Origin of the sequence: Rhodococcus sp. ACT016 (assembly GCF_050477185.1) — a bacterium.
Taxonomy (GTDB): domain Bacteria; phylum Actinomycetota; class Actinomycetes; order Mycobacteriales; family Mycobacteriaceae; genus Prescottella.
Genome location: NZ_JBEAET010000001.1, coordinates 5,219,600 through 5,246,469 on the forward strand (window position 1 = coordinate 5,219,600; position 26,870 = coordinate 5,246,469).

General features: G+C 68.1%; 19 protein-coding genes and 1 tRNA gene. 9 read left to right on the forward strand and 11 right to left on the reverse strand.

Features of this window, described 5'->3' with window-relative positions; genetic code table 11:
- Positions 1-3: 3 nt before the first annotated feature.
- The 5 genes from ACQ5DX_RS23910 to ACQ5DX_RS23930 form a co-directional block, all read right to left on the reverse strand.
- Positions 4-1,491: a peptidoglycan D,D-transpeptidase FtsI family protein gene (locus ACQ5DX_RS23910; protein WP_430334953.1), complete on the reverse strand. Its 1,488-nt coding sequence runs from the start codon at positions 1,489-1,491 to the stop codon at positions 4-6.
- On the reverse strand, positions 1,488-2,930 hold the full coding sequence (locus tag ACQ5DX_RS23915) for an FtsW/RodA/SpoVE family cell cycle protein (RefSeq protein ID WP_430334954.1): 1,443 nt from the start codon (positions 2,928-2,930) through the stop codon (positions 1,488-1,490). The genes ACQ5DX_RS23910 and ACQ5DX_RS23915 overlap by 4 nt, the downstream gene beginning before the upstream one ends.
- Positions 2,930-4,363: a PP2C family protein-serine/threonine phosphatase gene (locus ACQ5DX_RS23920; protein ID WP_430334955.1), complete on the reverse strand. Its 1,434-nt coding sequence runs from the start codon at positions 4,361-4,363 to the stop codon at positions 2,930-2,932. Before ACQ5DX_RS23920 ends, ACQ5DX_RS23915 begins: the two co-directional genes overlap by 1 nt.
- The gene (locus tag ACQ5DX_RS23925; protein WP_430334956.1) at positions 4,360-4,827 is read right to left on the reverse strand and encodes an FHA domain-containing protein FhaB/FipA; all 468 of its coding nucleotides are present in this window, start codon (positions 4,825-4,827) and stop codon (positions 4,360-4,362) included. The genes ACQ5DX_RS23920 and ACQ5DX_RS23925 overlap by 4 nt, the downstream gene beginning before the upstream one ends.
- 163 nt (positions 4,828-4,990) lie before the next feature.
- Positions 4,991-6,283 (reverse strand): DUF3662 and FHA domain-containing protein, encoded by a 1,293-nt coding sequence (locus ACQ5DX_RS23930; protein ID WP_430334957.1) that lies wholly within the window; start codon positions 6,281-6,283, stop codon positions 4,991-4,993.
- A 187-nt stretch (positions 6,284-6,470) separates the two neighbouring features.
- Here ACQ5DX_RS23930 and ACQ5DX_RS23935 point away from each other — a divergent pair.
- A tRNA-Leu gene (locus tag ACQ5DX_RS23935) sits at positions 6,471-6,553 on the forward strand.
- Positions 6,554-6,690: 137 nt separating this feature from the next.
- Here the strand turns inward: ACQ5DX_RS23935 and ACQ5DX_RS23940 are convergent.
- Entirely contained in the window at positions 6,691-7,146 is a 456-nt protein-coding gene (locus ACQ5DX_RS23940; protein ID WP_430334958.1) for a MarR family winged helix-turn-helix transcriptional regulator, read from the reverse strand.
- A 181-nt stretch (positions 7,147-7,327) separates the two neighbouring features.
- Here ACQ5DX_RS23940 and ACQ5DX_RS23945 point away from each other — a divergent pair, with 181 nt between their 5' ends.
- The 6 genes from ACQ5DX_RS23945 (at position 7,328) to ACQ5DX_RS23970 (ending at position 20,506) form a co-directional block, all read left to right on the forward strand.
- On the forward strand, positions 7,328-8,770 hold the full coding sequence (locus tag ACQ5DX_RS23945; RefSeq protein ID WP_430334959.1) for an MFS transporter: 1,443 nt from the start codon (positions 7,328-7,330) through the stop codon (positions 8,768-8,770).
- A 664-nt stretch (positions 8,771-9,434) separates the two neighbouring features.
- A complete protein-coding gene (gene gltB, locus ACQ5DX_RS23950; protein ID WP_430334960.1) occupies positions 9,435-14,051 on the forward strand; it encodes a glutamate synthase large subunit in 4,617 nt (1,538 codons plus the stop codon).
- Positions 14,044-15,507 (forward strand): glutamate synthase subunit beta, encoded by a 1,464-nt coding sequence (locus tag ACQ5DX_RS23955; protein ID WP_430334961.1) that lies wholly within the window; start codon positions 14,044-14,046, stop codon positions 15,505-15,507. Before gltB ends, ACQ5DX_RS23955 begins: the two co-directional genes overlap by 8 nt.
- Positions 15,508-15,757: 250 nt before the next feature.
- Entirely contained in the window at positions 15,758-17,545 is a 1,788-nt protein-coding gene (locus tag ACQ5DX_RS23960) for an Ig-like domain-containing protein (protein WP_430334962.1), read from the forward strand.
- Positions 17,546-17,567: 22 nt separating this feature from the next.
- Complete coding sequence (locus ACQ5DX_RS23965) at positions 17,568-19,310, forward strand: Ig-like domain-containing protein (protein ID WP_430334963.1); 1,743 nt, start codon at positions 17,568-17,570, stop codon at positions 19,308-19,310.
- A gap of 281 nt (positions 19,311-19,591) precedes the next feature.
- Positions 19,592-20,506, forward strand: coding sequence for a cutinase family protein (locus ACQ5DX_RS23970; protein WP_430334964.1), 915 nt, complete (start codon positions 19,592-19,594; stop codon positions 20,504-20,506).
- Between the two features lie 27 nt (positions 20,507-20,533).
- Here the strand turns inward: ACQ5DX_RS23970 and ACQ5DX_RS23975 are convergent, their stop codons facing one another.
- Both ACQ5DX_RS23975 and ACQ5DX_RS23980 read right to left on the reverse strand, forming a co-directional pair.
- On the reverse strand, positions 20,534-20,989 hold the full coding sequence (locus ACQ5DX_RS23975) for a DoxX family protein (protein WP_430335785.1): 456 nt from the start codon (positions 20,987-20,989) through the stop codon (positions 20,534-20,536).
- Positions 20,990-21,181: 192 nt separating this feature from the next.
- Positions 21,182-21,787, reverse strand: a complete 606-nt coding sequence (locus tag ACQ5DX_RS23980; protein ID WP_430334965.1) for a DUF732 domain-containing protein — start codon at positions 21,785-21,787, stop codon at positions 21,182-21,184.
- Between the two features lie 339 nt (positions 21,788-22,126).
- Here ACQ5DX_RS23980 and ACQ5DX_RS23985 point away from each other — a divergent pair, with 339 nt between their 5' ends.
- Complete coding sequence (locus tag ACQ5DX_RS23985; RefSeq protein WP_430334966.1) at positions 22,127-23,080, forward strand: hypothetical protein; 954 nt, start codon at positions 22,127-22,129, stop codon at positions 23,078-23,080.
- 60 nt (positions 23,081-23,140) lie between these two features.
- On the opposite strand, the gene ACQ5DX_RS23990 is transcribed toward ACQ5DX_RS23985, so the two are convergent.
- Genes ACQ5DX_RS23990 through ACQ5DX_RS24000 form a run of 3 tightly spaced genes read right to left on the reverse strand, consistent with a single transcriptional unit; the run spans position 23,141 to position 26,262 of the window.
- Positions 23,141-23,950, reverse strand: coding sequence for an SDR family oxidoreductase (locus ACQ5DX_RS23990; RefSeq protein WP_430334967.1), 810 nt, complete (start codon positions 23,948-23,950; stop codon positions 23,141-23,143).
- Complete coding sequence (locus ACQ5DX_RS23995) at positions 23,947-25,608, reverse strand: FAD-binding dehydrogenase (RefSeq protein WP_430334968.1); 1,662 nt, start codon at positions 25,606-25,608, stop codon at positions 23,947-23,949. Before ACQ5DX_RS23995 ends, ACQ5DX_RS23990 begins: the two co-directional genes overlap by 4 nt.
- 3 nt (positions 25,609-25,611) lie before the next feature.
- Complete coding sequence (locus ACQ5DX_RS24000; RefSeq protein ID WP_430334969.1) at positions 25,612-26,262, reverse strand: TetR/AcrR family transcriptional regulator; 651 nt, start codon at positions 26,260-26,262, stop codon at positions 25,612-25,614.
- Positions 26,263-26,364: 102 nt separating this feature from the next.
- Here ACQ5DX_RS24000 and ACQ5DX_RS24005 point away from each other — a divergent pair, with 102 nt between their 5' ends.
- Positions 26,365-26,844 (forward strand): hypothetical protein, encoded by a 480-nt coding sequence (locus tag ACQ5DX_RS24005; RefSeq protein WP_430334970.1) that lies wholly within the window; start codon positions 26,365-26,367, stop codon positions 26,842-26,844.
- Positions 26,845-26,870: the final 26 nt, after the last annotated feature.

Genomic DNA, 26,870 nt, shown 5'->3' on the forward strand with positions numbered 1-26,870 from the left:
GCCCTATCCCCTCTGCAATCCGGCCGCGATGACAGCCCGTCCGATCGGCGCCGCGACCGAGCCGCCGGTAGCGGCGAGTGCCCGGTCGCCGCCGTCCTCGACGATGACCGCGATCGCGACGGTCGGGTTCTGGGCGGGCGCAAAACCGATGTACCAGGCGTGCGGCGGGGTGTTGCGCGGGTCGCTGCCGTGCTCGGCGGTGCCGGTCTTGGAGGCGATCTGCACACCCGGGATCTTGCCGCCGCCGGCAGTGTTGTTCTCCGACCCGATCATCAGCTGGGTCAGCGTCGACGCCACCTCGGGGGACACCGCGCGCCCGACCGACTTCGGCGACGTGGTCGCCAGGTTCGACAGGTCCGGGCTCTGCAGCTGCGACACCAGATGCGACTCCATGCGCATGCCACCGTTGGCGATGGTCGCGGCGATCTCGGCGTTCTGCAGCGGCGTCAGCGCGACGTCACGCTGGCCGATGCTGGACTGGCCGAGCGCGGCGTCGTCCGGGATGGACCCGATCGTGCTGTCGGCGACCGGGATCGGGATGCCCGGGGTGTTGGGTCCGATACCGAACGCCTTCGCCTGGTCGCCGAGGGCGTCGGCCCCGGTCTTGATGCCCAGTTCGACGAACGCCGTGTTGCACGAGCGTGCGAACGCCTCCCGCAGCGACGCCGTCGGGCCGCCGCCGCACGTGGTGCCGTTGTAGTTCTCGAGCGTCGTCGACGTGCCCGGCAGGGTGATGTTCGGTGCTGCGGTCAGCTGCTCGTCCGGGTTCGCGCCGTGTTCCAGCGCCGCCGCGGTGACGACGACCTTGAACGTCGAACCGGGCGGGTACGTCGCGGACACCGCGCGGTTGAGCATCGGCTTGTCCGGGTCGGAGCTCAACTCCTCCCACGCCGCCGACGTCTCGGCGCCGTCGTGGCTCGACAGCCGGTTGGGGTCGTAGCTGGGGGTGCTGGCCATCGCGAGGATGTTGCCGGTGCTCGGCTCGATCGCGACCACCGATCCGGTGTAGCCCTTCGCCGTCAGCTGGTCGTACGCGACCTGCTGCATCACCGGATCGATCGTGCTGACGACGTTGCCGCCCCGCGGATCGCGGCCCGACACCAGGTCGAAGAAGCGGTTGCTGAAAAGGCGGTTGTCGGAACCGTTGAGCACCGGGTCCTCGGCCTTCTCGAGGCCGGCGCTGCCGTACTGCATCGAGTAGAAGCCGGTGACCGGCGCGTTCGCGAGCGGGCTCGACGGCGCCGACTGGTTCGGCGGGTACACGCGTAGGTACTTGTAGCGGTCGTCGGTGGGGACCGACGCGGCGAGCACCTGCCCGCCCGCGGAGATCTGGCCGCGCTGACGCGAGTACTCGTCGAGCAGCACCCGCGAGTTGCGCGGATCGTTGCGCAGGTCGTCGGCCTTGATGACCTGCACGTAGGTGGCGTTGGCGAGCAGCGCGACGACCATCACCATGACGGCCAGCGCGACGCGGCGAAGTGGTGTGTTCATTGGCGACCCAGCATTTCCGTCGGAGCGTCCGCGATCGGGGCAGGCCCCTTCTTCACGGGTGCCGCGGGGGTGCGGGCGGCGTCGGAGATCTTCATCAGCAGTGCCAGTAGCAGGTAGTTCGCGAGCAGCGACGATCCACCGTACGACATGAACGGAGTGGTCAGGCCGGTGAGGGGGATCAGCTTCGTCACACCGCCCACGACGACGAACAGTTGGATGGCGATCGTGAACGCCAGCCCGGCGGCGAGCAGCTTGCCGAAGCTGTCGCGCACGGCCAGCGCGGTCCGCAGTCCGCGCACCACGAAGATCAGGAACAGCATCAGGATGGCGGCCAAGCCGACCAGGCCCAGCTCCTCACCGATCGCGGCGATGATGAAGTCGGTCTTGGCGAACGGGACCTGCGACGGGCGTCCACTGCCCAGGCCGGTGCCTGCGACCCCGCCGGTCGCGAGGCCGAACAGCGACTGCGAGATCTGGTATCCGGTGTCCTGGTAGTCGCCGAGCGGGTCGATCCACGTGTTCACGCGCACCCGGACGTGGCCGAACATCTGGTACGCGAAGAAGAACCCGATGAGGAGCAGCACACCACCGATCACCAGCCAGCCGGCCCGCTCCGTCGCGATGTACAGCATCACCAGCACGGTGCCGAAGATCAGCAACGACGTGCCCAGATCCTTCTCGAACACCATGATGCCGACGGAGACGATCCACGCCACCAGGATCGGGCCGAGGTCGCGGGCGCGGGGGAGATCCATACCGAAGAAGTGGCGGCCCGCGACGGTGAAGAGGTCACGCTTCGCGACCAGCACCGCCGCGAAGAAGATGATCAACAGGATCTTCGCGAACTCACCCGGCTGGATGCTGAACCCGGGCAGCTTGATCCAGATCTTGGCGCCGTTGACCTCGGAGAACCGGGACGGCAGCAGCGCCGGGATGGCCAGCAGCACGAGTCCCGCGAGGCCCACCGTGTACCCGTACCGGGCCAGCAGGCGGTAGTCGCGCAGCAGCACCAGGACGGTGATGAACCCGGCGATCGCGAGCGCCGCCCACAGCACCTGTTGGGTCGCGTCGGGGGAGGGCACCGGTAGGCCCTGGTGGATCGCGGAGTCGGCGTCGGCGAGGTCGAGACGATGGATCAGGACCAGGCCGAGCCCGTTGAGCAGCGCCACGATCGGCAGCAGCAGCGGGTCGGCGTACGGCGCGAAACGCCGCACCGCGAGGTGCGCGACGAGGAACATCGCCGCGTACGCGATCCCGTACTTCGCGAGGTCCCACGTGAGGGTCTGTTCCTGGCTGGCCTCGACCAGCACCAGCGACACCGTCGTGATCGCGATGGCGCCGCACAGCAGGATCAGTTCGGTGTTCCGGCGGTTCGACTGGACGGGTGCGGCGGCGAAGCCGCCCGGTGGACTGGGGAACGGGGCGTCGGACGTGGTCATCAGCTACCGGTCCTGCAGTTCTGTCCGGGGATCTGTTCAACCGTCGGACCCGGCGCCGCGGGCGGCGGCGCCGTCGTCGTCGGGGCTGGTGGGGCGGCCTCGCCGGCCGGCGAGGGAGTCGGTGCAGGCGTCGGGGTCGGCGTCGGCGTAGGGGTGGGCGTTGTTGTCGGTTCCGGCGTGCACAGCGGCAGCAGGTCGTTCGCGGCGAGTCGCCGCATCTGCGCGGTCGCGTCGTCCTGCGAACCCGACGGCAGACCGGCCCGCACCTGCTCGCGCGCCGACGGCTGCAGGTCGTCGACCTTCAGCACCCGGCAGTCGCTCGGCAGCGTGTTCGGGTCGACGATGGTGAGGACGCCGCTGTCGGTGACGCAGCCGACGAGCGCGCTGTCCTGCAACGAGATGCCCAGGACCGAACCGGGGACGCCCCGCAGGACCGTGACCTGCTCGTCGGACGCGCCGACGTAGTAGTAGTTGCGGATCATCGAGCGGCCCACGACCATGCCGCCCGCGACCAGCACGATCAGCCCCAGAGCGGCCAGCGTCCACCGCATCTTGTGGGACTTCTTCGGGGTCTCCTCGGGGGCGGCGACCACCCGCTTCGGGGTCGCGCGCGGCGGCCGCATGGCCGCGGCCCGGCCCGCGGCGGTGTTCGGCGGCGGCGTGTCCTCCTCCTCGTCGGAGGCGGCACCACCGACGATCGGATGACTCTGGCCGTAGTCGAGATCGATGACGTCGGCCACGATGACCGTGACGTTGTCGGGCCCGCCGCTGCGCAGGGCCAGCTCGATGAGCCGGTCGGCGCACTCGTCGTGGGTGCCCTCGCGCATCGTGTTCGCGATCGTCTCGTCGCTGACCACGTCGGACAGGCCGTCGGAGCACAGCAGGTAACGGTCGCCGGCCCGAGCCTCGCGCATGATCAGCGTCGGCTCGACCTCGTTGCCGGTGAGCGCCCGCATGATGAGCGACCGCTGCGGGTGCGTGTGCGCCTGCTCGGCCGTGATCCGTCCCTCGTCGACGAGAGACTGCACGAACGTGTCGTCGCGGGTGATCTGGGTGAGCTGGTCGTCGCGCAGCAGGTACGCGCGCGAGTCGCCGATGTGGACCAGGCCCAGCTTGCTGCCCGCGAACAGGATCGCGGTGAGCGTGGTGCCCATGCCCTCGAGCTCGGGATCCTCCTCGACATGGTCGGCGATGGTCGCGTTGCCCTCGCGGGTCGCGGCGTCGAGCTTGCCGAGCAAGTCCTCGCCGGGCTCGTCGTCGTCGAGGTGCGCGAGAGCGGCGATCATCAGCTGCGACGCGACCTCGCCGGCCGCGTGCCCGCCCATCCCGTCGGCGAGCGCGAGCAACCGGGCGCCCGCATACACGGAGTCTTCGTTGTTGGCGCGAACCAGACCGCGGTCGCTTCGGGCCGCGTAGCGCAGAACCAGTGTCACGGGCGCAGCTCGATCACTGTCTTGCCGACACGCACGGGGGTGCCCAGGGGCACCCGAACCGCTGTGGTGACCTTGGCCCGGTCCAGGTAGGTGCCGTTGGTCGAGCCCAGATCCTCGACGTACCAGTCGACGCCGCGCGGCGACAGCCGGGCGTGCCGGGTCGACGCGTAGTCGTCGGTGAGGACGAGCGTCGAGTCGTCGGCACGGCCGATCAGAACCGGCTGGGTGCTCAGCGTGATGCGGGTACCGGCAAGCGCACCCTGCGTCACCACCAGATACTTGGCGACCTTCTGCTTGCTGAGCGCCGGCAGCACCGACGGGCGGCGGGTGTACCGCGACGCGACCCGTCCACCGCTCACGCCCGCGTAGACGTCGCTGCGCAGGGCGCGGATGACCGCCCACACGAAGAGCCAGAGCAGCAGCAGGAAGCCTGCTCGCGTCAGTTGGAGAATCAGTCCCTGCACTGCTCGACACCTCCTTCGGGAGCACGGCCATGCGGATGCGCAGCCGGGGCATTTTCAGCTGGCTGCATCATATGTGGAAGCCGACGACAGCGATCATGATCTCTACCCGCGCCCGGTGTCCCGAGGCGGGGTGTCGTGTGTCGGCGGAGGGCGTCTGCAGTGGTCAGAGGATGCGCACCAGGATCTCGGAGTGCCCGGCGCGAATCACATCACCGTCGGCGAGCTGCCAGTCCTGGACGGCCGCGCCATTGACGGTGGTGCCGTTCGTGGACCCGAGATCGGAGAGCATCGCGACCTGACCGTCCCATCGGATGTCGAGGTGACGGCGCGAGACGCCGGTGTCGGGCAGCCGGAACTGCGCGTCCTGCCCGCGTCCGACGATGTTGTTGCCCTCGCGCAGCTGGTAGAAGCGTCCGCTGCCGTCCTCGAGCTGCAGGGTCGCGGTGAACGTGCGTCCCGCCTCCGGCGCGTATCCGGCCTGGTAGCCCTGGTCGTAGCTCTGCTGTCCGTATGCCTGGTTGTACCCGGCCTGGTCGTAGCCCTGCTGGCCGTAGCCCTGCTGCTGGTAGTCGTAGTCGGCGTAGCTCTGGTCGTAGCCGCCCTGCTGCTGGTCGTAACCGCCCTGCTGCTGGTCGTAGCCGCCCTGGTAGCCCTGGTCGTAGCCGGCCTGGTTGTAGTCCTGGTGGTAGCCGGGGTACTGCCCTGGGTACGGCTGCTGCGCGTCGTACTGCTGCTGGTCCTGCTGCTGGTAGTCGGACTGATAGCCGACCTGCTGCGGGTAGCCCGCGTCCTGCGGGTAGCCGCCCTGCTGCGGCGCCCCGTACGCCTGGTCGTAGCGCTGGGTGTACCCCTGCGGGTAGTCCTGCTGATAACCCTGCTGGTAGCCCTGCGCCTGATCCTGACCCGGGTGCGCACTGCCGTTGCGCGACTGGTCGTGTTCCTGGCCGCGATTCTTGGGGTCGCGTCCGGGCTCGTATCCGGAGTTCTGCGTCATGGGGCCTGCTCCTGGGGTCGGTGTAACGGGTACGGGGGCACGTCCCGCACGGGGTCCGGGTCCGGGTTCGCCGGCGTCGCCGCGGCGCGCGTCCGGATCGACCGATCCTGTCGTGCGGAACTGCCCGGTGTGCAGCGTCGGGGACGGCTCGAATCGGACTTCGATGTCACCGTACGTCTGCCACCCCTGTTCGCGGATGTATCCCTCGAGGTGTCGGGCAAAAGTTTTCACGGTCAGCTCGTGATCCGACGACAGCTTCTCGTGATCGGACTCGTTGATCGTGATCACGTAGCTGTTGGGGGCCAGAGAGTGGCCTCCGTCGAGTTGCTGGACACGGTCGGCAGCCTCACGCTGCAGCGCGGTCTCCACTTCCTGAGGTACGACGCCCCCGCCGAAGACGCGCGCGAAGGCGTCACCGACGGCCCCCTGAAGCTTGCGCTCGAAACGTTGAACGATCCCCACGGCATGAACCTTGCTGTTGTTTGTTCGCGGTCAGTCTGCGTGTCGCGGCGTCGCCGCCGCCTCTGCATGATATCTGGACACCTCTTCGGCACGGGGTCCGGCCGCGTTCCAGGGGCCGATTTTCTGGCTCCTACCTGCACGAATCGTCAATTCTGTGACGTGCATGCTAGTGTTTCCAACGTCGCTCGGGCGAGTGGCGGAATGGCAGACGCGCTGGCTTCAGGTGCCAGTGTCCTTCGGGACGTGGGGGTTCAAGTCCCCCTTCGCCCACAACAGCAGTTCACGAACTGCGACGAACGAGGTCACGAACTCGAAAGGGTTCGTGACCTCGTTTTTTTGGTTGACCGGACGCGATCGTCCGGCGTGCGACGATCGCGGATCCGTGCCTTCTCATTCCTGCCGCCCGGTCACGCCCGCGGCCACGGCCGCCCGTCGAGTCGTTCTATGTCGATGTTGAACCGCTCGAGATAGGCCGCGAACGCCGCGACGTCGTCGGGTTCCCAGTCCTTCAGTACCTGCTCGAGGGCGTCGATGCTGCCCGCGCGTTCGGCGTCGAGTCGACTGTGTCCTTCGGGGGTGATGCGGTACTTGCGGGCCATCCCGCCGTCCGGGTCGGGGATGCGTTCGACCAATCCGGCGCCCAGGATCGCCGTGGTCTGTCGGTGCAGCGTCGACGTGTCGAGGCCGAGAGCGTCGCTGAGTTGTCCGATCGACATCGGACCCTCCATGGCGAGCCGGCTGAGCAGGATGTACGCGCTGGTGTCGAGGAGTCCGGTGCTGCGGCGGGGGCGTGGGCTGTTGAGGCGCAGGTGTCGGCCGAGCACCATCGTCTCGAACTCGATCAAGTGCGTGGGCTTGTCCATTCCGTCCTCTCACGACCCCCATCCGATGCCCCGTATCCGGCGCATCTTCATTGTGCCCGTTGGAAACGGGCAAACCTCCCGCATCGAGGCATCTGTGACGCATCTTGTTGCAGGATGCAATGTAGTTGTATTCTGCAACCAACTTGCATCATGCAATTTTACTGATAGAGGAGGGTTACGCGTGGAAAGTCCCGCGTCCACCGACCGCTCGAACGGCGTCGTCGCAGTGCTCGCGACCGCCGGCATCGTGGCGGCACTAATGCAGACCCTGGTGGTGCCGCTCATCGGCGAGCTGCCGCAGATTCTCGACACGACGTCGTCCAACGCGTCGTGGGTCATCACCATCACGCTGCTGGTGGGTGCGGTCGCGACGCCGGTCACCGGCCGCCTCGGCGACCTGCTGGGCAAGCGGAAGATGCTGCTGTTCTGCTCGCTACCGATGGTGCTCGGGTCCGTGACGTGCGCCCTGGCGACGTCGCTGGCGCCGATGGTCATCGGCCGCGGCCTGCAGGGCCTCGGAATGGGCATGGTGCCGCTGGGCATCAGCGCCCTGCGTGAGCTGGTGCCGCCGCAGAAGCTGGGCTCGTCGATCGCCATGATGAGCGCGACGATGGGCATCGGCGGCGCGCTGGGTCTGCCGATCGCCGCGGCGGTCACCGAGAACACCAGCTGGCGGGTGCTGTTCTGGGGCTGCGCGGTGCTCAGCGTCCTGATCGGCGTCCTGATCTGGCGTTTGATCCCGGCCACGCCCGCGCTCGCTGCGGGTGGACGCTTCGACTTCGTCGGTGCCGTCGGTCTCGGTATCGGGCTGGTGTCGCTGCTGCTCGCCGTCTCGAAGGGCGCCGTCTGGGGCTGGGGGAGCGCTTCGATCCTGGGTCTGTTCGCGGTCGCGGTGATCGTGCTGCTCGCGTGGGGATGGTGGGAATTGCGCACCGCCGACCCGCTGGTCGATCTGCGGGTGACCGCACGCCGGCAGGTGCTGCTGACCAACGCGGCGTCCATCGTCGTCGGCTTCTCGATGTACGCGCAGTCGCTGATCGTTCCGCAGCTCCTGCAGCTCCCCGAGGCCACCGGCTATGGCCTGGGTCAGTCGATGCTGGCGATGGGTCTGTGGATGGCTCCCGGTGGCTTCGTGATGATGGTGATCTCGCCGCTCGGGGCGAAGCTGTCCGCGGCGCGCGGCCCCAAGGTCACGCTGTGCGTCGGTGCCCTGATCGTCGCGATCGGTTACGGCTCGTCGATGGTGCTGATGAACTCGGCCTGGGGCCTGATGCTGGTGGTCAGCATCTGCGGCGCGGGCACCGGCTTCGCGTACGGCGCCATGCCTGCGCTGATCATGAGTGCCGTCCCGCCGTCGGAGACGGGCTCGGCCAACAGCTTCAACACCCTGATGCGCTCGGTCGGTACGTCCGTGGCGGCCGCGGTGGTGGGCGTCGTGCTCTCGCAGATGAGTGTCGCGGTCGGCGGTGGATACACGATTCCGACCGAGGCCGGCTTCCGTACGGGTCTGCTCATCGGTTGCGGTGTCGCCCTCGTCGCGGCGGCGATCGCACTCGCCATCCCGGGGCGCAAGCCCGCTCCGACGACTGTCGAGGTGGCCGAACCGGTCGCCGCGAAGGTCTGAACTGGGCGTTCGTTTCGCCGGATAAGCGTCTCCGACAAGGATTCCCGATCCGCGTGAGACAAACGTTCAACTGGTGCTAATGTTCGTCCTGCACTGGCCGCAGCTGTCCACTCGCTGCGGCCAGTAGCTATTTTTGCACCCGGATCCCGGGCCCTCCGATGTTTCACGCGAAACGGTATTCGCGGGCATTCGACGGTGTCGTCCGCCGTCGTGGCGGGCCGACCGGCGTGCCCCGCACCCGCCTGCTCCGAAACCGTCCCGACACCGGAACGATACGACGCCGCAGCGCAGCCGTAGGACGATCGTTCCGATGCTGCAATTCGTCGGGGCAACGGTGGCGAAACATTCACCCTAGGCTGTGACGTGCGTTGCATCGTCCCAGCACGGGCGAGGATAAGCACAGGTCACGGGGTGGAGAGGGGAGCCTTGCTTGCGTTTCTCCCAGGGGCGTGAATTAACCTTTTCTCAACACGGTCGACTCACGAACGTCTGAAACGCCCTAGAGCAACGTCGCCAGGGTGGACGTCGGTCCCGTGTCGAGGCTCAACGAGGAGCCGTTCTCGGTCGGTGCCGTACACAGTGTCGTGTCGGTACATGCTCTGCAGTTGTATGACCATCAGCGCTGCTGGTCGTCGGTGCATTTACGCATACGAAGGCAGTAGGTATGAAGCATCTTCCCGGGCCCCAGGGGCTCTACCACCCGGCAAACGAGCACGACGCGTGTGGCGTCGCATTCGTGGTCGACATGCACGGTCGCCGCAGCCGCGACATCGTGGAGAAGGCGATCACCGCGCTGGTGAACCTCGAGCACCGCGGTGCCGCGGGCTCCGAGCCCAACACCGGTGACGGCGCCGGCATTCTGCTCCAGGTCCCGGACCGCTTCCTGCGCGCCGTCGTCGACTTCCAGCTGCCCGCCGAGGGCGCGTACGCCACGGGCATCGCGTTCCTGCCGCAGGGCGACGCCGCCGCCGACGAGGCCGCCGCGGGTGTCGAGAAGATCGTCGCCGAGGAGGGCATGAGGGTCCTCGGCTGGCGTGCGGTCCCCATCGACGACTCGTCGCTGGGTTCGCTGGCGCAGGCCGCGATGCCGACGTTCCGCCAGGTGTTCATCGGTTCGGCCGACGACGCCGTGACCGGGATGGACCTCGAGCGCCGCGCGTACGTCATCCGCAAGCGCGTCGAGCACGAGCTCGGCGACGGCGGCGCCGGCGAGGACGGCCCGGGCCGCGAGTCGGTGTACTTCCCGAGCCTGTCGGGTCAGACGTTCGTCTACAAGGGCATGCTCACCACCCCGCAGCTCAAGGGCTTCTACCTGGACCTGCAGGACGATCGCCTCGAGAGCGCGCTGGGCCTGGTGCACTCGCGCTTCTCCACCAACACGTTCCCGTCGTGGCCGCTGGCGCATCCGTTCCGCCGCGTCGCCCACAACGGCGAGATCAACACCGTCAGCGGTAACGAGAACTGGATGCGGGCCCGCGAGGCGCTCATCGAGTCCGACGTGTTCGCGTCAGGGGAGGTTGGGCCCGGCAAGGACCAGCGCAGTGCGCTCGAGAAGATCTTCCCGATCTGCACCCCGGGCGCCTCGGACACCGCGCGCTTCGACGAGGTGCTCGAGCTGCTGCACCTCGGCGGCCGGAGCCTGCCGCACGCCGTGCTGATGATGATCCCGGAGGCCTGGGAGCGTCACGAGAGCATGGACCCGGCCCGCAAGGCGTTCTACGAGTACCACTCGGCGCTCATGGAGCCGTGGGACGGCCCGGCGTCGGTGTGCTTCACCGACGGCACCGTCGTCGGCGCCGTGCTCGACCGCAACGGCCTGCGTCCGTCACGCGTGTGGGTCACCGACGACGGTCTGGTCGTCATGGCGTCGGAGGTCGGAGTCCTCGACATCGCGCCGGAGAAGATCGTGCGCCGCATGCGCATGCAGCCGGGCCGCATGTTCCTGGTCGACACCGCGCAGGGCCGCATCATCTCCGACGACGAGATCAAGTCGGAGCTCGCCGCCGCGCACCCGTACCAGCAGTGGGTCGACGAGGTCCTGGTCCGGATCGAGGACCTGCCGGATCACAAGTACACGTACATGACCCACGACCGGGTCGTGCTGCGCCAGCAGATCTTCGGCTACACCAACGAAGAGGTGAACCTCCTCGTCAAGCCGATGGCTGCCACCGGTGGCGAGGCGCTGGGCTCTATGGGCACCGACACCCCGATCGCGGTGCTCTCGGCCCGGCCTCGGATGCTGTTCGACTACTTCCAGCAGCTGTTCGCACAGGTGACCAACCCGCCGCTCGACGCGATCCGCGAGGAGATCGTCACGAGCGTGGGCGGCACCATCGGACCCGAGTCCGACCTGCTGGACTCGTCGATGTCGCCGTGCCGCCAGATCGTGCTGCAGCAGCCGATCCTGCACAACGACGACCTGTCGAAGCTGATCCACCTCAACGACACCGCCGATTTCCCGCACTTCCGCAGCGTCGTCGTGCGCGGCGTGTACCCGGTCGCGGACGGCGGCGAGGGTCTGCGCAAGGCCCTGGACACGGTGCGCGAGAAGGTCTCCGAGGCGATCGCCGGCGGTGCCCGCATCATCGTGCTGTCGGACCGCGAGTCCAACGAGAAGTACGCGCCGATCCCGTCGCTGCTCCTCACCTCCGCGGTGCACCACCACCTGGTGCGTGAGAAGACCCGCACCAAGGTCGGTCTGATCGTCGAGTCCGGTGACGCCCGCGAGGTCCACCACATGGCGGCGCTGCTCGGCTTCGGTGCTGCGGCGGTCAACCCCTACATGGCGTTCGAGACCATCGACGAGCTGATGCAGAGCAACCAGCTGCCGGGTCTGACGCTCGACAAGGCCGTCGCGAACTACATCAAGGCCGCCGGCAAGGGCGTGCTGAAGGTGATGTCGAAGATGGGCATCTCGACGCTCGCGTCGTACACCGGTGCCCAGCTGTTCCAGGTGATCGGTCTGTCGCAGGAGCTCGTCGACGAGTACTTCACCGGTCTGCACTCCAACCTGGACGGTATCGGCCTGGACGAGATCGCGGCGGATGTCGCTGTGCGCCATGCCAATGCGTACCTGGATCGTCCGGAGCTGCGCGCACACCGCGAGCTCGAGGTCGGCGGCGAGTACCAGTGGCGTCGAGAGGGCGAGTACCACCTGTTCAACCCGGACACGGTGTTCAAGCTCCAGCACTCCACCAAGACAGGCCAGTACAAGGTCTTCAAGGAGTACACCAAACTGGTCGACGACCAGTCGGAGCGGCTGGCGTCGCTGCGCGGCCTGTTCAAGTTCAAGGCCGGTCTGCGCGAGCCCATCTCGATCGAAGAGGTGGAGCCCGCGAGCGAGATCGTCAAGCGCTTCTCCACCGGCGCGATGAGCTACGGCTCGATCTCCGCGGAGGCGCACGAGACCCTCGCGATCGCGATGAACCGTCTCGGTGCTCGCTCGAATTCCGGTGAGGGCGGCGAGCATCCGTCGCGCTTCACGCCGGACGAGAACGGCGACTGGCGCCGGTCGGCGATCAAGCAGGTCGCGTCGGGCCGCTTCGGCGTCACGTCGCACTACCTGACCAACTGCACCGACATCCAGATCAAGATGGCGCAGGGCGCCAAGCCCGGTGAGGGCGGCCAGCTGCCGCCGCACAAGGTGTACCCGTGGGTCGCCGAGGTGCGTGGCTCCACCCCGGGCGTCGGCCTCATCTCGCCGCCGCCGCACCACGACATCTACTCGATCGAGGATCTGGCGCAGCTGATCCACGACCTCAAGAACGCGAACCCGCAGGCGCGGATCCACGTCAAGCTGGTCTCGGAGATCGGTGTCGGCACCGTCGCCGCCGGTGTCTCGAAGGCGCACGCCGACGTCGTCCTGATCTCGGGTCACGACGGTGGCACCGGCGCGTCGCCGCTGACGTCGCTCAAGCACGCGGGCGCCCCGTGGGAGCTCGGTCTGGCCGAGACCCAGCAGACGCTGCTGCTCAACGGTCTTCGTGACCGCATCGTGGTCCAGGTCGACGGTCAGATGAAGACCGGCCGCGACGTCGTGATCGCGACGCTGCTCGGTGGCGAGGAGTTCGGTTTCGCGACCGCGCCGCTGGTGGTCTCGGGCTGCATCATGATGCGCGTGTGCCACCTCGACACCTGTCCGGTGGGTGTGGCGACGCAGAACCCGGTGCTGCGCAAGCGTTTCGCGGGCAAGCCCGAGTTCGTCGAGAACTTCTTCATGTTCATCGCCGAGGAGGTGCGTGAGCTGCTCGCCGAGCTGGGCTTCCGCACGCTGCAGGAGGCGGTCGGCCAGGTCGACGTCCTCGACACCACCGCGGCGCTCGAGCACTGGAAGGCGTCCAAGCTGGACCTGTCGCCGATCCTGCACAAGGTCGAGTCCGCGTTCGCGGACCAGGACCTGTACTGTTCCGGCACGCAGGAGCACGGCCTGGAGAAGGCACTCGACCAGCAGCTGATCGAGCAGGCCCGTTCGGCCCTCGACAAGGGCGAGGCCGTCGCGTTCGCGTCGGAGATCACCAACGTCAACCGCACGGTCGGCACCATGCTCGGCCACGAGGTGACGAAGGTCTACGGCGCGGCGGGCCTGCCGGACAACACGATCGACATCACGTTCACCGGTTCGGCCGGCAACAGCTTCGGCGCGTTCGTGCCCAAGGGCATGACACTGCGGCTGCAGGGCGACGCCAACGACTTCGTCGGCAAGGGCCTGTCGGGTGGACGGATCGTCGTCCGTCCGCCGCTGAAGACGGCCGAGGGCTTCGTGCCCGAGGAGAACATCATCGGCGGCAACGTGATCCTGTTCGGTGCCACCACGGGTGAGGCTCTCATCCGCGGCATCGTCGGTGAGCGTTTCGCAGTCCGCAACTCCGGCGCCACCGCTGTCGTCGAGGGTGTGGGCGATCACGGTTGCGAGTACATGACCGGCGGCAAGGTGGTCATCCTCGGCAAGACCGGACGCAACTTCGGTGCCGGCATGTCCGGTGGTGTGGCGTTCATCTTCAACCCGGACCGTGATTTCGGGACCAACCTCAACACCGAGTTGGTCGATCTCGAGGACCTCAGCGTCGAGGACTTCGAGTGGCTGCACGGCGCCATCGAGCGCCACCGCGACGAGACCGGATCCGAGGTTGCGGCTCGGATCCTCGCCGACTGGTCGCACCAGAAGGCACATTTCGCGAAGGTCATGCCGCGCGACTACAAGAAGGTCCTCGTCGCTATCGAGACCGCGAAGAAGAACGGAATCAACGTGGACGACGCAATCATGGAGGCAGCTCGTGGGTGATCCGAACGGCTTCCTGAAGCACACGTCGCGCGAGCTGCCCATCCGCCGCCCGGTGCCGCTGCGCCTGATGGACTGGAAGGAGGTGTACGAGGATTTCTCCTCGGACACCCTGAAGACTCAGGCCGGCCGGTGCATGGACTGCGGTATCCCGTTCTGCCACAACGGCTGCCCGCTCGGAAACCTGATTCCCGAGTGGAACGACCTGATCCACAAGGATCGGTGGCGCGAGGGCATCGACCGGCTGCACGCGACCAACAACTTCCCGGAGTTCACCGGTCGGCTGTGCCCGGCGCCGTGTGAGGCGTCGTGCGTGCTCGGCATCAACCAGGACGCGGTGACCATCAAGCAGGTCGAGGTCGAGATCATCGACCGCGCCTTCGACGAGGGTTGGGTCCAGCCGGTGCGCGCGTCGCACATCACCGGCAAGAAGGTTGCCGTCGTCGGCTCCGGCCCGGCGGGCCTGTCTGCCGCGCAGCAGCTCACGCGCGCCGGCCACTCGGTGACGGTGTTCGAGCGCGAGGACCGCATCGGCGGCCTGCTGCGCTACGGCATCCCCGAGTTCAAGATGGAGAAGCGCCACATCGACCGCCGTCTGGCGCAGATGGAGGCCGAGGGCACGGTGTTCCGCACCGGCGTCAACGTCGGTGTCGACATCACCGCCGAGCAGCTGCGCGAGCAGTTCGACGCGGTGGTCCTCGCCGGCGGTGCCACCGAGGCACGCGACCTGCCGATCCCGGGCCGCGAGCTCGACGGCATCCATCAGGCGATGGAGTTCCTGCCGATCGCGAACCGCGTCCAGCTGGGCGACCTGACCGATCCGACCATCACGGCGAAGGGCAAGAAGGTCGTCATCATCGGCGGCGGCGACACCGGTGCCGACTGCCTCGGCACCAGCCACCGCCAGGGCGCCGAGAGCGTGCACCAGTTCGAGATCATGCCGCGGCCGCCGGCCGAGCGCGCCGGCTCCACCCCGTGGCCGACGTACCCGCTGATGTACCGCGTGTCGTCCGCCCATGAGGAGGGTGGCGAGCGCGTGTTCTCGGTCAACACCGAGGCATTCGTCGGACGCGAGGAGAACGGCCGGCAAGTCGTCGCTGGTTTGAAGGCGCACGAGGTCACGATGGTGAACGGCCGCTTCGAGAAGGTCGAGGGCTCGGACTTCGAGCTCGAGGCCGACATCGTGTTCCTCGCGATGGGCTTCGTCGGCCCCGAGAAGCCGGGTCTGCTCACCGACCTGGGCGTCGACCTCAACGAGCGCGGCAACGTCGCCCGCTCGTCGGAGTGGGCCACCAACGTCGACGGCGTGTTCGTCGCGGGCGACATGGGTCGCGGCCAGTCGCTGATCGTGTGGGCCATCGCGGAGGGTCGCTCCTGCGCGGCCGCGGTCGACAAGTTCCTCGAGGGTTCGACGGCGCTGCCCACGCCGATCGTGCCGACTGCTGCACCGCAGCGCTGATCGGGGCGGGGACCAACGTCGTTCCCCGCCACCAGGGCTCGAAGGCCCCATTCCATGCAATTCGCCTCGCGTGGAATGGGGCTTTCGTCTGTTTTGTCGGCCCTCTTTTGGACGATTGACCAGAAAACAGGTTTGCAACGATCCTGCAACGGCTATTCTCCGTCTTCATGTGATTCGTGACACGTGACCGCCCGTGTCGGGGAGGCGGCCCAACCGAGGAGGATCAGTGCGTTCGTCGAAACTTCGCAGAGTGGCCGCGCCGCTCGTGGCCATGGTCAGCGCCGCCGCGCTGGCTCTGGCCATGACCGGCACGGCTGGAGCGGACCCCAGCGGGCCGCCACCGTCGTCGTCGTCCGGTGACCAGACGGCCGACAATCTCGGTTGGAAGACCGAGGTAGTCAGCGTCAACGGCGTTGCCGGGACCAACATCGCCAATCCCGGCGACACCGTGACCTACCGCTCCAGCATCTGGGAGAACTCGGCGGTCGCGCTGAATCTGGGTCGCTACATCACCGCCGCCCGGCACACCGCACCCGCCGGCTTCGAGTACCAGAGTGGGTCCACCTCGCTGGCCGGGACGATCACGAACGAGGGCGTCAACGGCGTCAAGGCAGTCTGCACCGGCGGTGGATGCAGCTCGGTGCCGTTGCTCGGCACCAAGGGCTTCAAGATCATCGGCAGCACCGTGCTGACCTTCACCACGACCTACAAGGTGCCCGCGAACTTCGCGTTCGGCGACTACAACAGCGCCTTCGTCTTCGACGTGTACTCGTTCAGCAGCCAGCAGGGCAGCAACGCCTCCGGCGCGGAGGTCCGGGTCGAGGCAAAGCGTGACAACACCACGACCACGGTTTCGGCGCCGCCCACCGCAGCCAAGGGCAGCGACACGACTCTGACGGCGACGGTCTCGCCGTCCAATGCGACCGGCACGGTGCAGTTCTTCGATGGCGCGAACCCGATCGGTGACCCGGTCGAGGTCAACGGCGGCACCGCCACCCTGACGCACGCTTTCGACGAGATGGGCACCCACTCCATCTCCGCCAAGTACACCGCGACGGGCCTCTTCAACAGCTCGGAGTCCGGAACCACGCAGATCGAGGTCGGCGCAGTCCAGACCGGCACGACCGTGAGCGTCCCGGCGACGGCCGACGCCGGATCGACGGTTCCGTTGCAGGCCACCGTCACCCCGGCCGACGCTCAGGGCGCCGTCCAGTTCGCGGTCAACGGCATCAACGTCGGAAACCCGGTGCAGGTCAACGGCGGCACCGCGGCTCTGGATCACCGCTTCGACGATCCGGGCAACTTTGACGTGACGGCGCACTTCGTCGGCGGATACGGCTTCTCCGATTCGGCCGCTACCGCCCAGCAGGTCAACGTCGCCTACGGCGCCTGGCAGACCACCAGCGTGGTCGTCGAGCCGGTTACCGCCGAGGCCGGTAGCCCGACCAACCTGATGGCGACCGTTCGCCCGATCCCGACCGGCGGCACCGTCACCTTCTCCGTCGACGGCGTCGAGGTCGGCACCGCTGATCTGGGCACCGCTGACGGCGTCGCGGTTCTCGAGCACACCTTCGGCGAAGCCGGTGCCCACCAGGTGATCGCGAACTACGCGGGCACCGAGGGCTTCTCGGCGTCCGCGTCCGCGCCGTTCACGGCCACGGTCGCTCCGACCGCGCCCGTGCTCACCACGGTGAACGCGGAACTGAAGGTCCAGGGCCTGTCGGTCGTCGGCCAGACGGTCACGCTCACCGTGGACGTCGCCCCGTCCGACGCGCAGGGCACCGTCCAGTTCTACAAGGGCAGCGAGGCCATCGGCGCGCCGGTGGCGATCGTCGACGGCAAGGCGACGATCACGACCACGCTCGACTTCGAGGGCACGCAGGTGCTCAGCGCGAAGTTCATCGGCGGCGACGGCTACCGGGACACCGTCTCGAACCCGGTCGTGCTGAATGTGTCCGCTGCGCCTGATAACCCGGACACGGGTGCGGGAAGCCTGGGCTCGCTGAGCGGGCTGTTCACCGGATCGCTGGGGGGCTGACGAGATGAGTGCAGGAGGATCGATGAGTTCCAAGCTGTACCGCTACATCGCGCCGGTCGCGGTCGGCGCGACCGTTGCCGCGGGCGCGGCCGTCTTCGGCGCCGCGACCGCTTCGGCGGACACCACCACGGTCACTTTCAACAACGCGTGCCGTGCGACGCCGTCGAACAGCCTGGCCGGCGGGCCGCAGGACCAGGTGCAGGAGGCGTCGGTGGCGGTCGACGCGCCGGCGAGCGTGGCGCCCGGCGAGGAGTTCGACGTGACCATCACGCCGCCGCCGATCTCGGTTCCCAACGACCCCGGGTCGGGCGCGAGCTTGAGCAGTGTCTCCCGGTTGAAGATCGACGTGGAGATGCCGCAGAACGCGCAGCTGATCAGCGGCGACATCGTGCCGGGCACCGGATTCGGCCTCGGCGGCGTCGCCCCCAACGTGATCGTCGTGAACGATTCGGGCAACCCGGACGCGAACGGGCAGATCATCCGCCTGTCCGGAAACAACCAGACGATCGGTAACGGCCCGAACTCGGCGAAGAACTCCGAGGGCGGCATCAAGGTGAACGCCACGAGCGGCGCCAACACGACCTTCCAGCTGCCGCAGGTCAAGGCGCGGCTGAAGGCCGGGGCCACGGGCCAGATCCAGCTGAAGCTGCGCACGGCCGGCGCTGCGGGCAACTTCGCCAACGACGCCAATTTCCTGACGTTCCTGCCGAAGGTGAACGCGCCCATCGTGGGAGCCGTGTGGGCACCGACGCAGTGCAGCCCGCGTGACACCACCGGCGGTCCGCTCAACCAGGGTGCCGGTCCGCTCACGACGGTGCAGATCCGCCGCGCCGTCGTCGATACCGTCACCCATCTGGACGGTCCCAGCGCGGTGACCAACGGCGGCGCGTTCACTCTCAGCGCCACCGTCGTCCCCACCCCCGACAGCGGGCAGGTCCAGTTCACCCGTGACGGTGAGGATCTCGGGGCTCCGGTCGATCTGGTGAACGGCAAGGCCACGCTGAACGAGACTCTCGACGTGGACGGTGACTACGCGTACGCGGCGAAGTTCCTCGGCTCGGAGTTCTCGAACCCGTCGTCGGGCACCAAGACGGTGACGGTGACCTCGCAGGACATCCAGACCACCACGTCGGTCACCGGACCGGCCCAGGACGCCTACCGCGACCAGCCGGTCAACCTGACCGCCAAGGTCGAGCCGGGAGTTTCCGGCGGCACGGTGACCTTCGAGGTGGACGGCGTCGCGGTGGGGACGGCTGATGTGAAGGATGACGGCGCCGCCGTGCTGCCGCACACCTTCGACACCAACGGCACTCACCGGGTGATCGCGCGCTACTCGGGCACCGAGGGTGTCTCCCCGTCGGTCTCGGTGCAGTACCCGGTCAGCGTGACCGAGGCCCCGGCCGCCGCGGTTGCCACCACGATCACCGTCGATCCGATCGCTTCGACCGGGAAGGGCTCGGCGGTGACCCTCACCGCACGTCTCGACCCGGCCGACGCGCGCGGCGCGGTGCAGTTCAAGCTGGGTGACACACTGCTCGGCGGGCCCGTGCGGGTGGATGCGAACGGCGTCGCGACCCTGACGACGTTCTTCCAGAACCCCGGTGAGTTCGTGGTCACTGCCCAGTTCACGGGCGACAGCGGCTTCATCGACTCGGCCGCGGCCCCCGTGGACGTCACCGTGACCGGCGACCCGGACACGCTGCCGGGCGATGGCGCGGGAAGCCTCGGCAGCCTGTCGGGGATGTTCGGAAGCTTGGGCGGCTGAGCAAGATCGAGCAGCTGAGCTGAACAGTGCGGTGGGTCCTCTCGGGAAACCGAGGGGGCCCACCGCCCTTTTGTCGAACACCCCATTCTTCGCCGGGACGAAGGACCCCACATTTCGCCGCCCTCCGGTAACGTGCGTTTACCGATCGTGCACCGTCACGACATCTGGACCTGCCAGGATCGAGGTGTCGCGTCACCGACAGGCGTTGTCACGGGAGGGGACGTCACGGCACGTGGTCATGGAGATGGCCGCCTGGATCGAGTGAGTGGGGTGCGGTGTTGATGCGTGTGAAGAAGTCGCTGACCGTGCTAGGTGCATGTGTCGCAACAATTTTCGGGTCCATGGTCGCGGTGGGAGCGGGGACGGCGCAGGCCGCGCCGGCGTGCCCGTCACTGCAGGTGGTCGCGATTCCGGGTACGTGGGAGACCACGACGGATCCGGGTGAACATCGCGGTCCGGGGATGCTCGGCGCCGTCACCGATCGCCTGCCCGCGTCGGTGGGTGTCGACTATGTGACCTATGCGGCGACGGCGTTCCCGTGGGAGACCGAGATTTACGGCGCATCCAAGCGCCAGGCCGTCGACGCCGCGCGGGGGATCATCGCCGACGTCGCGCAGCGATGCGACAACACGAACTTCGCACTCATCGGTTACAGCCAGGGCGCCGACGCAGCAGGTGATCTCGCTGCGGAGATCGGTACCGGGCTCGGCGTGGTGCCGGCGTCCCGGATTGCGGCGGTGGGCCTCCTGTCCGATCCGCGCCGGTCGGAGGCCGACACGCTGGTCGGTCCGCGGGTGGTCGGAAACGGCGCCGGCGGACCGCGTGTCGGCGGCTTCGGCCTGGTCACCCCGCAGACCCGCACGTTCTGCGCGGCCGGTGATCTCTACTGCTCCACTCCGAAGGACGATTTCGTCACGCGGATGGCCGGATTCCTCGCCCAGAACTCGTCGCCGATGGCCCCGCTGACCGGGCGGTACGTGCAGGAGGCGATGTCGATCGTCGACGATCTGATCGCGGCAGGTGGCATGCCGACGCTGCAGGCGCAGTCGTCCGACGGCGCCAACGAGGATCGTGCCGAGAAGCTCAGCCAGTTCTACGGCTCGCAGGTTCATCAGGACTACGTGACGTACGTCGTCGACCCCTCAGGCGCGACGGCGACGTCGTGGCTCGCGAACTGGTTGCGTTCCAAGGCCTGACGCCGTCGCCGTCCGCCGGAGGTTCGTTCAGGCGGTGGTCGCCGACGTCGGCTGCGGCTCACTCCAGAATGCGGCGAGTTGGGCCGCCGCCGAGCCGATTCCGACGGCGACGGCGGTGGCCGCCGCGGGCACGCCGCTGAGGCGACGATCCAGGCCGAGTGCCCGATCGACGCTGTACCTGCCCGGCCCCAGTGCGGCGAGGGCGGCGGTGGCAGCGCCGAGGTTCAGTACGAACTCGTAGCCCTCGGCCGTGATGAAGAAGCCCTTGCGCATGTGCACCGACCGGGCGGCGACGGCCATCGTGCCGATGACGGCAGCGGCCGACAGTGGTGTGGCGGCACCCGCCACGATCAGTGCGCCGGCACCGACCTCGACGACGGCGCTCGCCTGGGCCTGCAGGCGGGGGCGCCGGAATCCGATCGAACCGAACCAACCCGCGGTGCCGTCGAGGGTCCGACCGTGCCGCATGCCGTGGGCGATCATCGTCCCGCCCACCGTCGTACGCAGGATCAGTCGTGCGAGGTCGAGCCCTCGTCCCTTGCTGTTCACGCTCCACTCCCTGTCTGTCCGTGTCGATTCCGGCCAACGTACAGGGCTGCGGACACTTCGAGGACCGTCGGTCTCGCGGGGTGGGAACCGGGCGCAATGGTGCCCGCCGACGTCGAACTCGGGGAATCAGCAGTAGGTTGTCTCCGCCGTCGAGACGTAGATCTCGGCAATCCGGCTCGCGGGCATGGGCAGGAACTGGGCGTAAGTCTTTCCGACCGAGTCGAATTCGGCGAGCACGCTCGCCCGTGAGTCACCTCGAGCCAGAGCGTCACACGTACCCTGCGCGTACAGCACCTCGGCCGCGTCCATGCCCGTCGGCGGGATGCCGGCAGCGCGCAGTCCCGCGAGGTAGCGCTGGCCCCGTTCCCCGGACTCGGCGACGATCTGTTCGGGGGAGCGGCTGTCGATCTCACCCGGAGTGGCCCGTGGTGCCGGCGGCACCGTGGTCGCCGGAGCCGGGGCTGCGACGGTCGTGGTCGGAGCCGCCGCCGGCGCGGGTGAGTCGGGCGCGACCGGTGCCGCGGATGCCGGGTCGGGTGCCGACGCCGATGCCGACGCCATGACCGACGCCGACGCGATGGTGGACGTGGCCGTGCCCGTCGAGCTCGCCGCGGTCCCGGACGCTGCGCCGGTCGCGGATTGATCGGTATCCGCGTGGGATCCCCCGCATGCCGTCAGGAGGAGAGCTCCCGCCGTCGCGGCCACGGCGATAACTGCACGTGTGCTGGTCATGGTGAAACAGTGTGACATGTGAAACTACCGACTGGTAGACCTCGGGCGAGAGAATTTCCCGAGACTTCTGAAACTTCGCATTCGTCGGCATCCGCTGTGATATAAACCACCTCAGCTGTTACCTCTCGTAACAGTCGGATTGCGTGACGAGTCTGCATGAACGTGCAGTTCCAAGCCGTTCTTTCGGTGGGCTCGAGGTGTCGTGGTCAGCGTGATGTGACCACGGCACGGATCTGTTCAGCATGGCCCGCGGCGGGCTCCTGTCCGTCGTTGCTCGTCCCTCTCGGCAACCACAAACGTGGTCGTCCACATCGAATGTTCGGTAACTGAGGAGAACGCGTGAAGAAAGATTCGAACGATTCGCGGCGGCTCGGCGGTAAGCGCGTCGCTCTGGTAGGCGGCGTGGTCGGTGCCTCGATGGCACTGCTCGCACCGTTGGCGTCGGCTGCACCGGCCCCGGTTCCCGGCGGCGGTGTCTGCGACCCGGCACTGACCCAGGGCTGTCTGACGGTGAAGGTCAGCGGCGGCACCTTCGCCAACAACGGCTTCACGTTGCCGATCTCGGACGGCGACATGATCATTGCCGGCAACACCGTGGAATCGGACTTCATCCCCCGCGATGACGGCCACCACGGCGTCTACAGCAAGCCGATCACCGTTCCCGGTGGTGTGCTCGGCGTGGATCTGCCGTTCGGCAACCTGTTCGGCCTGGCCGACGTGACTGCGACCGTCGAGGCCGTCGATGTCCCGACGTTCGGCGAGAACCTCTTCGAGTTCGACATGACCCTGCCGGTGCGGATGAAGATCGACAATCCGTTCCTCGGCGACAAGTGCTACATCGGCGGCGAGTCGGCTCCGGTGGTACTGAACCTGCACAAGTCGAATCCGGCCGACGACCCGTCGAGCATCGGTGTCAGCGACGGCACTCAGTGGCCCGCCGGAGTTCTCGTGGCATCCAACATTCAGAACACGGCGACCAACTTCGCGTTGCCGGGGGCGACGGGGTGCGGACCGTTCGGAGTGCTCAATCCCATCGTCAACTGGCGGGCCAAGGTGCCCAATTCCACCGGAACGACGTTGACCACCAAGGCGACCGGATTCATCTCGGACTCCTCCTTCGGCGGCACCGATCCGCTCGACGACATGGGCGACGGCACGGGCTCGAGCGGGTCCTCCGGCTCCAGCGGCTCCAGCGGATCGAGCGGTTCCAGTGGATCGAGCGGTTCCAGCGGTTCGAGTGGCTCCAGTGGATCGAGCGGTTCCAGTGGATCGAGCGGTTCCAGCGGTAGCTGATCCCACGAAACATGAGGGCGTCCTGTCGATCCGTCGGGGTTCGACAGGACGCCCTTTCCGTCACTTCAGCCCGTGGAACCGGGCCATCATCTTCTCGGTGAATGCCCGGGGTGCGAGCCGGCGGACGGTGAACACGAGCGGTGCCATGTTGCCGACCGCGTAGAGCGGCTTGGGGCGGTCGGCCTCGATCGCCTTGACCACCAGTTCGGCGACCGTCGATGCTTTGATGCCACGATCCTCGTTGCGCTGCATCGCCTTCGACACGGTCGTGTAGTCGCCTGTGTAGGGGGAGTAGTCGCCGATGTACCGGGTGCGGCGGTCGCCGATGCCGGTGGCGATGGTGCCTGGTTCGACGGTGGTGAGCCACACGCCGAACGGGCTCAGCTCCCGACGGGCGGCCGTCGCGAACCCCTTCAGCGCGCACTTGGCCGCGACGTACGACGAGCGGAACGCCAGCGGGAAGCTGGCGAGCATCGAGCCCACCATCACCACGCGGCCGTAGCCACGCTCGCGCATGCCCGGCAGCAGCAGTTGTGTCAGCTGCACCGCGCCCAGCACGTTCACCTGGAACAGGCGGTCGATCGCGTCCAGTGGGAGTTCCTCGAGCGGCCCCATCTGGCTCTCGCCGGCGTTGTTGACGAGGATATCGACACCCCCGCCGTCGCCCGCTGCCCGCGCGCACGCCTCGATACTCGCCCGGTCCGTCAGGTCCAAGGCCACGTACTCGACGCCCGGGATCCGCGAGCTCTCCTGCAGCGCATCGGGATTGCGGGTGGTACCGAGCACCCGGTACCCGCGGGAGACCAGCGCACGGGCCACCTCCATGCCGATGCCCGACGACGCCCCGGTCACCAGTGCACGGCGACTCATCCGAGGCTCCGTCCCAGCGCCCGCCCGGCGGCCCGGCCGGAGAAGATGCAGCCGCCCAGGAAGGTGCCCTCGAGGGCGTTGTAGCCGTGCACGCCGCCGCCGCCGAACCCGGCGACCTCACCGGCGGCGTACAGGCCGTCGAAGACGCTGCCGTCGGGGCGGATCACCTGCGAGTCCAGGTTGGTCTCGAGCCCGCCGAGGGTCTTGCGGGTGAGCAGGTTCAGGCGCACCGCGATCAGCGGACCGTGGGCGGGATCGAGCAGGCGGTGTGGCTTGGCCACGCGGATCGCCTTGTCCGCGAGGTAGGTTCGCGCGTTGCGGATGGCCATCACCTGCATGTCCTTGGAGTAGGTGTTGTCCATCTCGCGGTCGCGTGCGACCACCTCGCGCTCCACCTGTGCGTAGTCGAGCTTCGCGTCGGGCGTGAGGGCATTCATGCCGTCGACCAGGTCGCGCAGGTTGTCGCGGACCACGAAGTCCACGCCGTGCTGCTTGAACGCCTCCACCGGCCCGGGCGCGCCCTTCTTCACGCGGCCGAGCAGCAGTTTCATGTCCTTGCCGGTGAGGTCGGGGTTCTGCTCGGAACCCGAGAGCGCGAACTCCTTCTCGATGATCGACTGGGTGAGGACGAACCACGTGTGGTCGTGACCGGTGCCGACGATGTGCTTAAGCGTCGCGAGGGTGTCGAAGCCCGGGAACAGCGGCACCGGCAGGCGCTTGCCGGTGGCGTCGAGCCACAGCGACGACGGGCCGGGGATGATCCGGATGGCGTGGTTGGGCCAGATCGGATCCCAGTTGACGATGCCCTCGGTGTAGTGCCACATGCGGTCGCGGTTGACGATGTTGCCGCCCGCGTTCTCGGTGATCTCGAGCATCCGGCCGTCGACGTGGGCGGGCACGCCGGTGATCATCCGCTTCGGTGCCGGACCCAGGCGGTCGACGGGCCAGTTCTTGCGCACCAGATCGAAATTGCCGCCGATGCCGCCGGACGTCACCACCACCGCCTGGGCGCGCAGCTCGAATTCGCCTGCGGGCGTGCGCGACGACTGCACCCCCCGTGGTTCGGTCGACGGTTCGAGGACGGTGCCGCGGACGCCGACGGCGGCGCCGTTCTCGACGATCAGGTCGTCCACCTGGTGGCGGTAGCGGAAGGTGACCTGGCCGCGGCTCGCGGCGTCGAGCACCGGTTCGCGGAACACCCGCACCACCTCCGGGCCGGTGCCCCACGTGATGTGGAAGCGCGGCACCGAGTTTCCGTGTCCGGACGCGAGTCCGCCGCCGCGTTCGGCCCAGCCGACGTTCGGCATGACGCGCAGCCCGAGGTCGTGCAGGTAGGCCCGCTTCTCGCCGGCCGCGAAGTCGACGTACGCCTCGGCCCACTGCCGCGGCCAGTGGTCCTCACGGTCGCGGTCGAATCCGGCGCTGCCCAGCCAGTCCTGCAGGGCCAGCTCGCGGGAGTCCTTGATGCCCATGCGGCGCTGCTCGGGGCTGTCGACGAGGAACAGCCCGCCGAGCGACCAGAATGCCTGTCCGCCCAGGTTTTCCACGTTCTCCTGGTCGACGACCAGAACCTTGCGCCCGGCCTTGACCAGTTCGTGGGTCGCGACCAAACCTGCCAGTCCCGCTCCGACGACGATGACGTCGGCTTGTTCTGCCACGGTCTATCTCCTGTCCGTATCGGTGCTGCTGTAACTGCTCACGACGGTGACGAACAGGCGCAGCCGCGCCTGCCGGACCGCCTCGTTCTCGGGTTCCATCAGGACCTGCACGGCGGTGCCGTCGTGCACCGCGACCAGCGCCCGGCCGAGCGCCTCGTGGTCGGTGATCCGCCGGCCGGTGGTGGCCAGGGCGTCCTCGACGATCGGCAGGATCGTGCGCAGGATGGCGTCCTCGCGCGCGGCCATCACCCGCTTGAGGACGGGGTTGCGCAGGGCGTGGGCGGTGAACTCGGCGGTGATCCGGTACCAGGCGTCGTCGACGGGGATCGCCGCGAGCACGCGTTCGATCGCGGTCTCGAGCGTCAGCGACGCGGGTTGGGCGGCGGCGTCGGCGAGGGCGCCGCGGATACCGTCGAGCATGAGCGCCGAGCGCTGCTCCCACATCGCGAGGAACAACTCGTCGAGCGAGGTGAAGTTCGAGTAGAACGCGCCGCGCGTGTACCCGGCGCGCTCGCACACCTGCTCGACGGTGGAGCGTCCGAAGCCCTCCTCGGCGAACGTCTCGCCGGCGGCGTCGAGCAGGCGCTGACGGGTCTCGGCGCGGCGCTTGGTGACCCGCTTGGGTCGCGGCACGTCCGTCGTCAGATCGGGCATCGGCACTGGTCACACCCGCTTTCCGGTTCCCGGGAACACGTTCGATACAAAACTGTATCCGATGGGTGCGCGCGTAGGGTCGGAATTGTGCAGGTCTGGTACGTGAGTTACGGATCGAACATGTCGCGGGCCCGGTTGGACTGCTACCTGCGCGGCGGCTGTCCGGACGGTGGCGGGCGCACGTACGTCGGCGCGCGGGATCCGCGCCGGCCCGCTGCCCGGATCGCGGTCCGACTGCCCGGCACGGTCTATTTCACCGGCGAATCCCTCGTGTGGGGCGGGGGACGGGCCTTCTACGACCCCGATCTGGCCGGCGACACCGCCGCGTGCGGCTACCTCGTGACCGGTGAGCAGTTCGACGACATCCTGGCGCAGGAACCGCCGTGCTACGACCGCGTCCTCGACCTCGGTGTTCGCGACGGTGCGCCGATGCGCACGTTCACGTCCGTCGTCGGTCGGGCAGACGTCATGCGGACCGAACCGTCGACCGCATACCTCGCCGCGATGACGGCGGGGCTTCGCGAAGTGTTCGGCTGGAGTTCCGAACGGGCCCAGACGTATTTGCGGCATTTGCGGTGCTGACCGGGGTACGGTCGGGGGGCCGCACG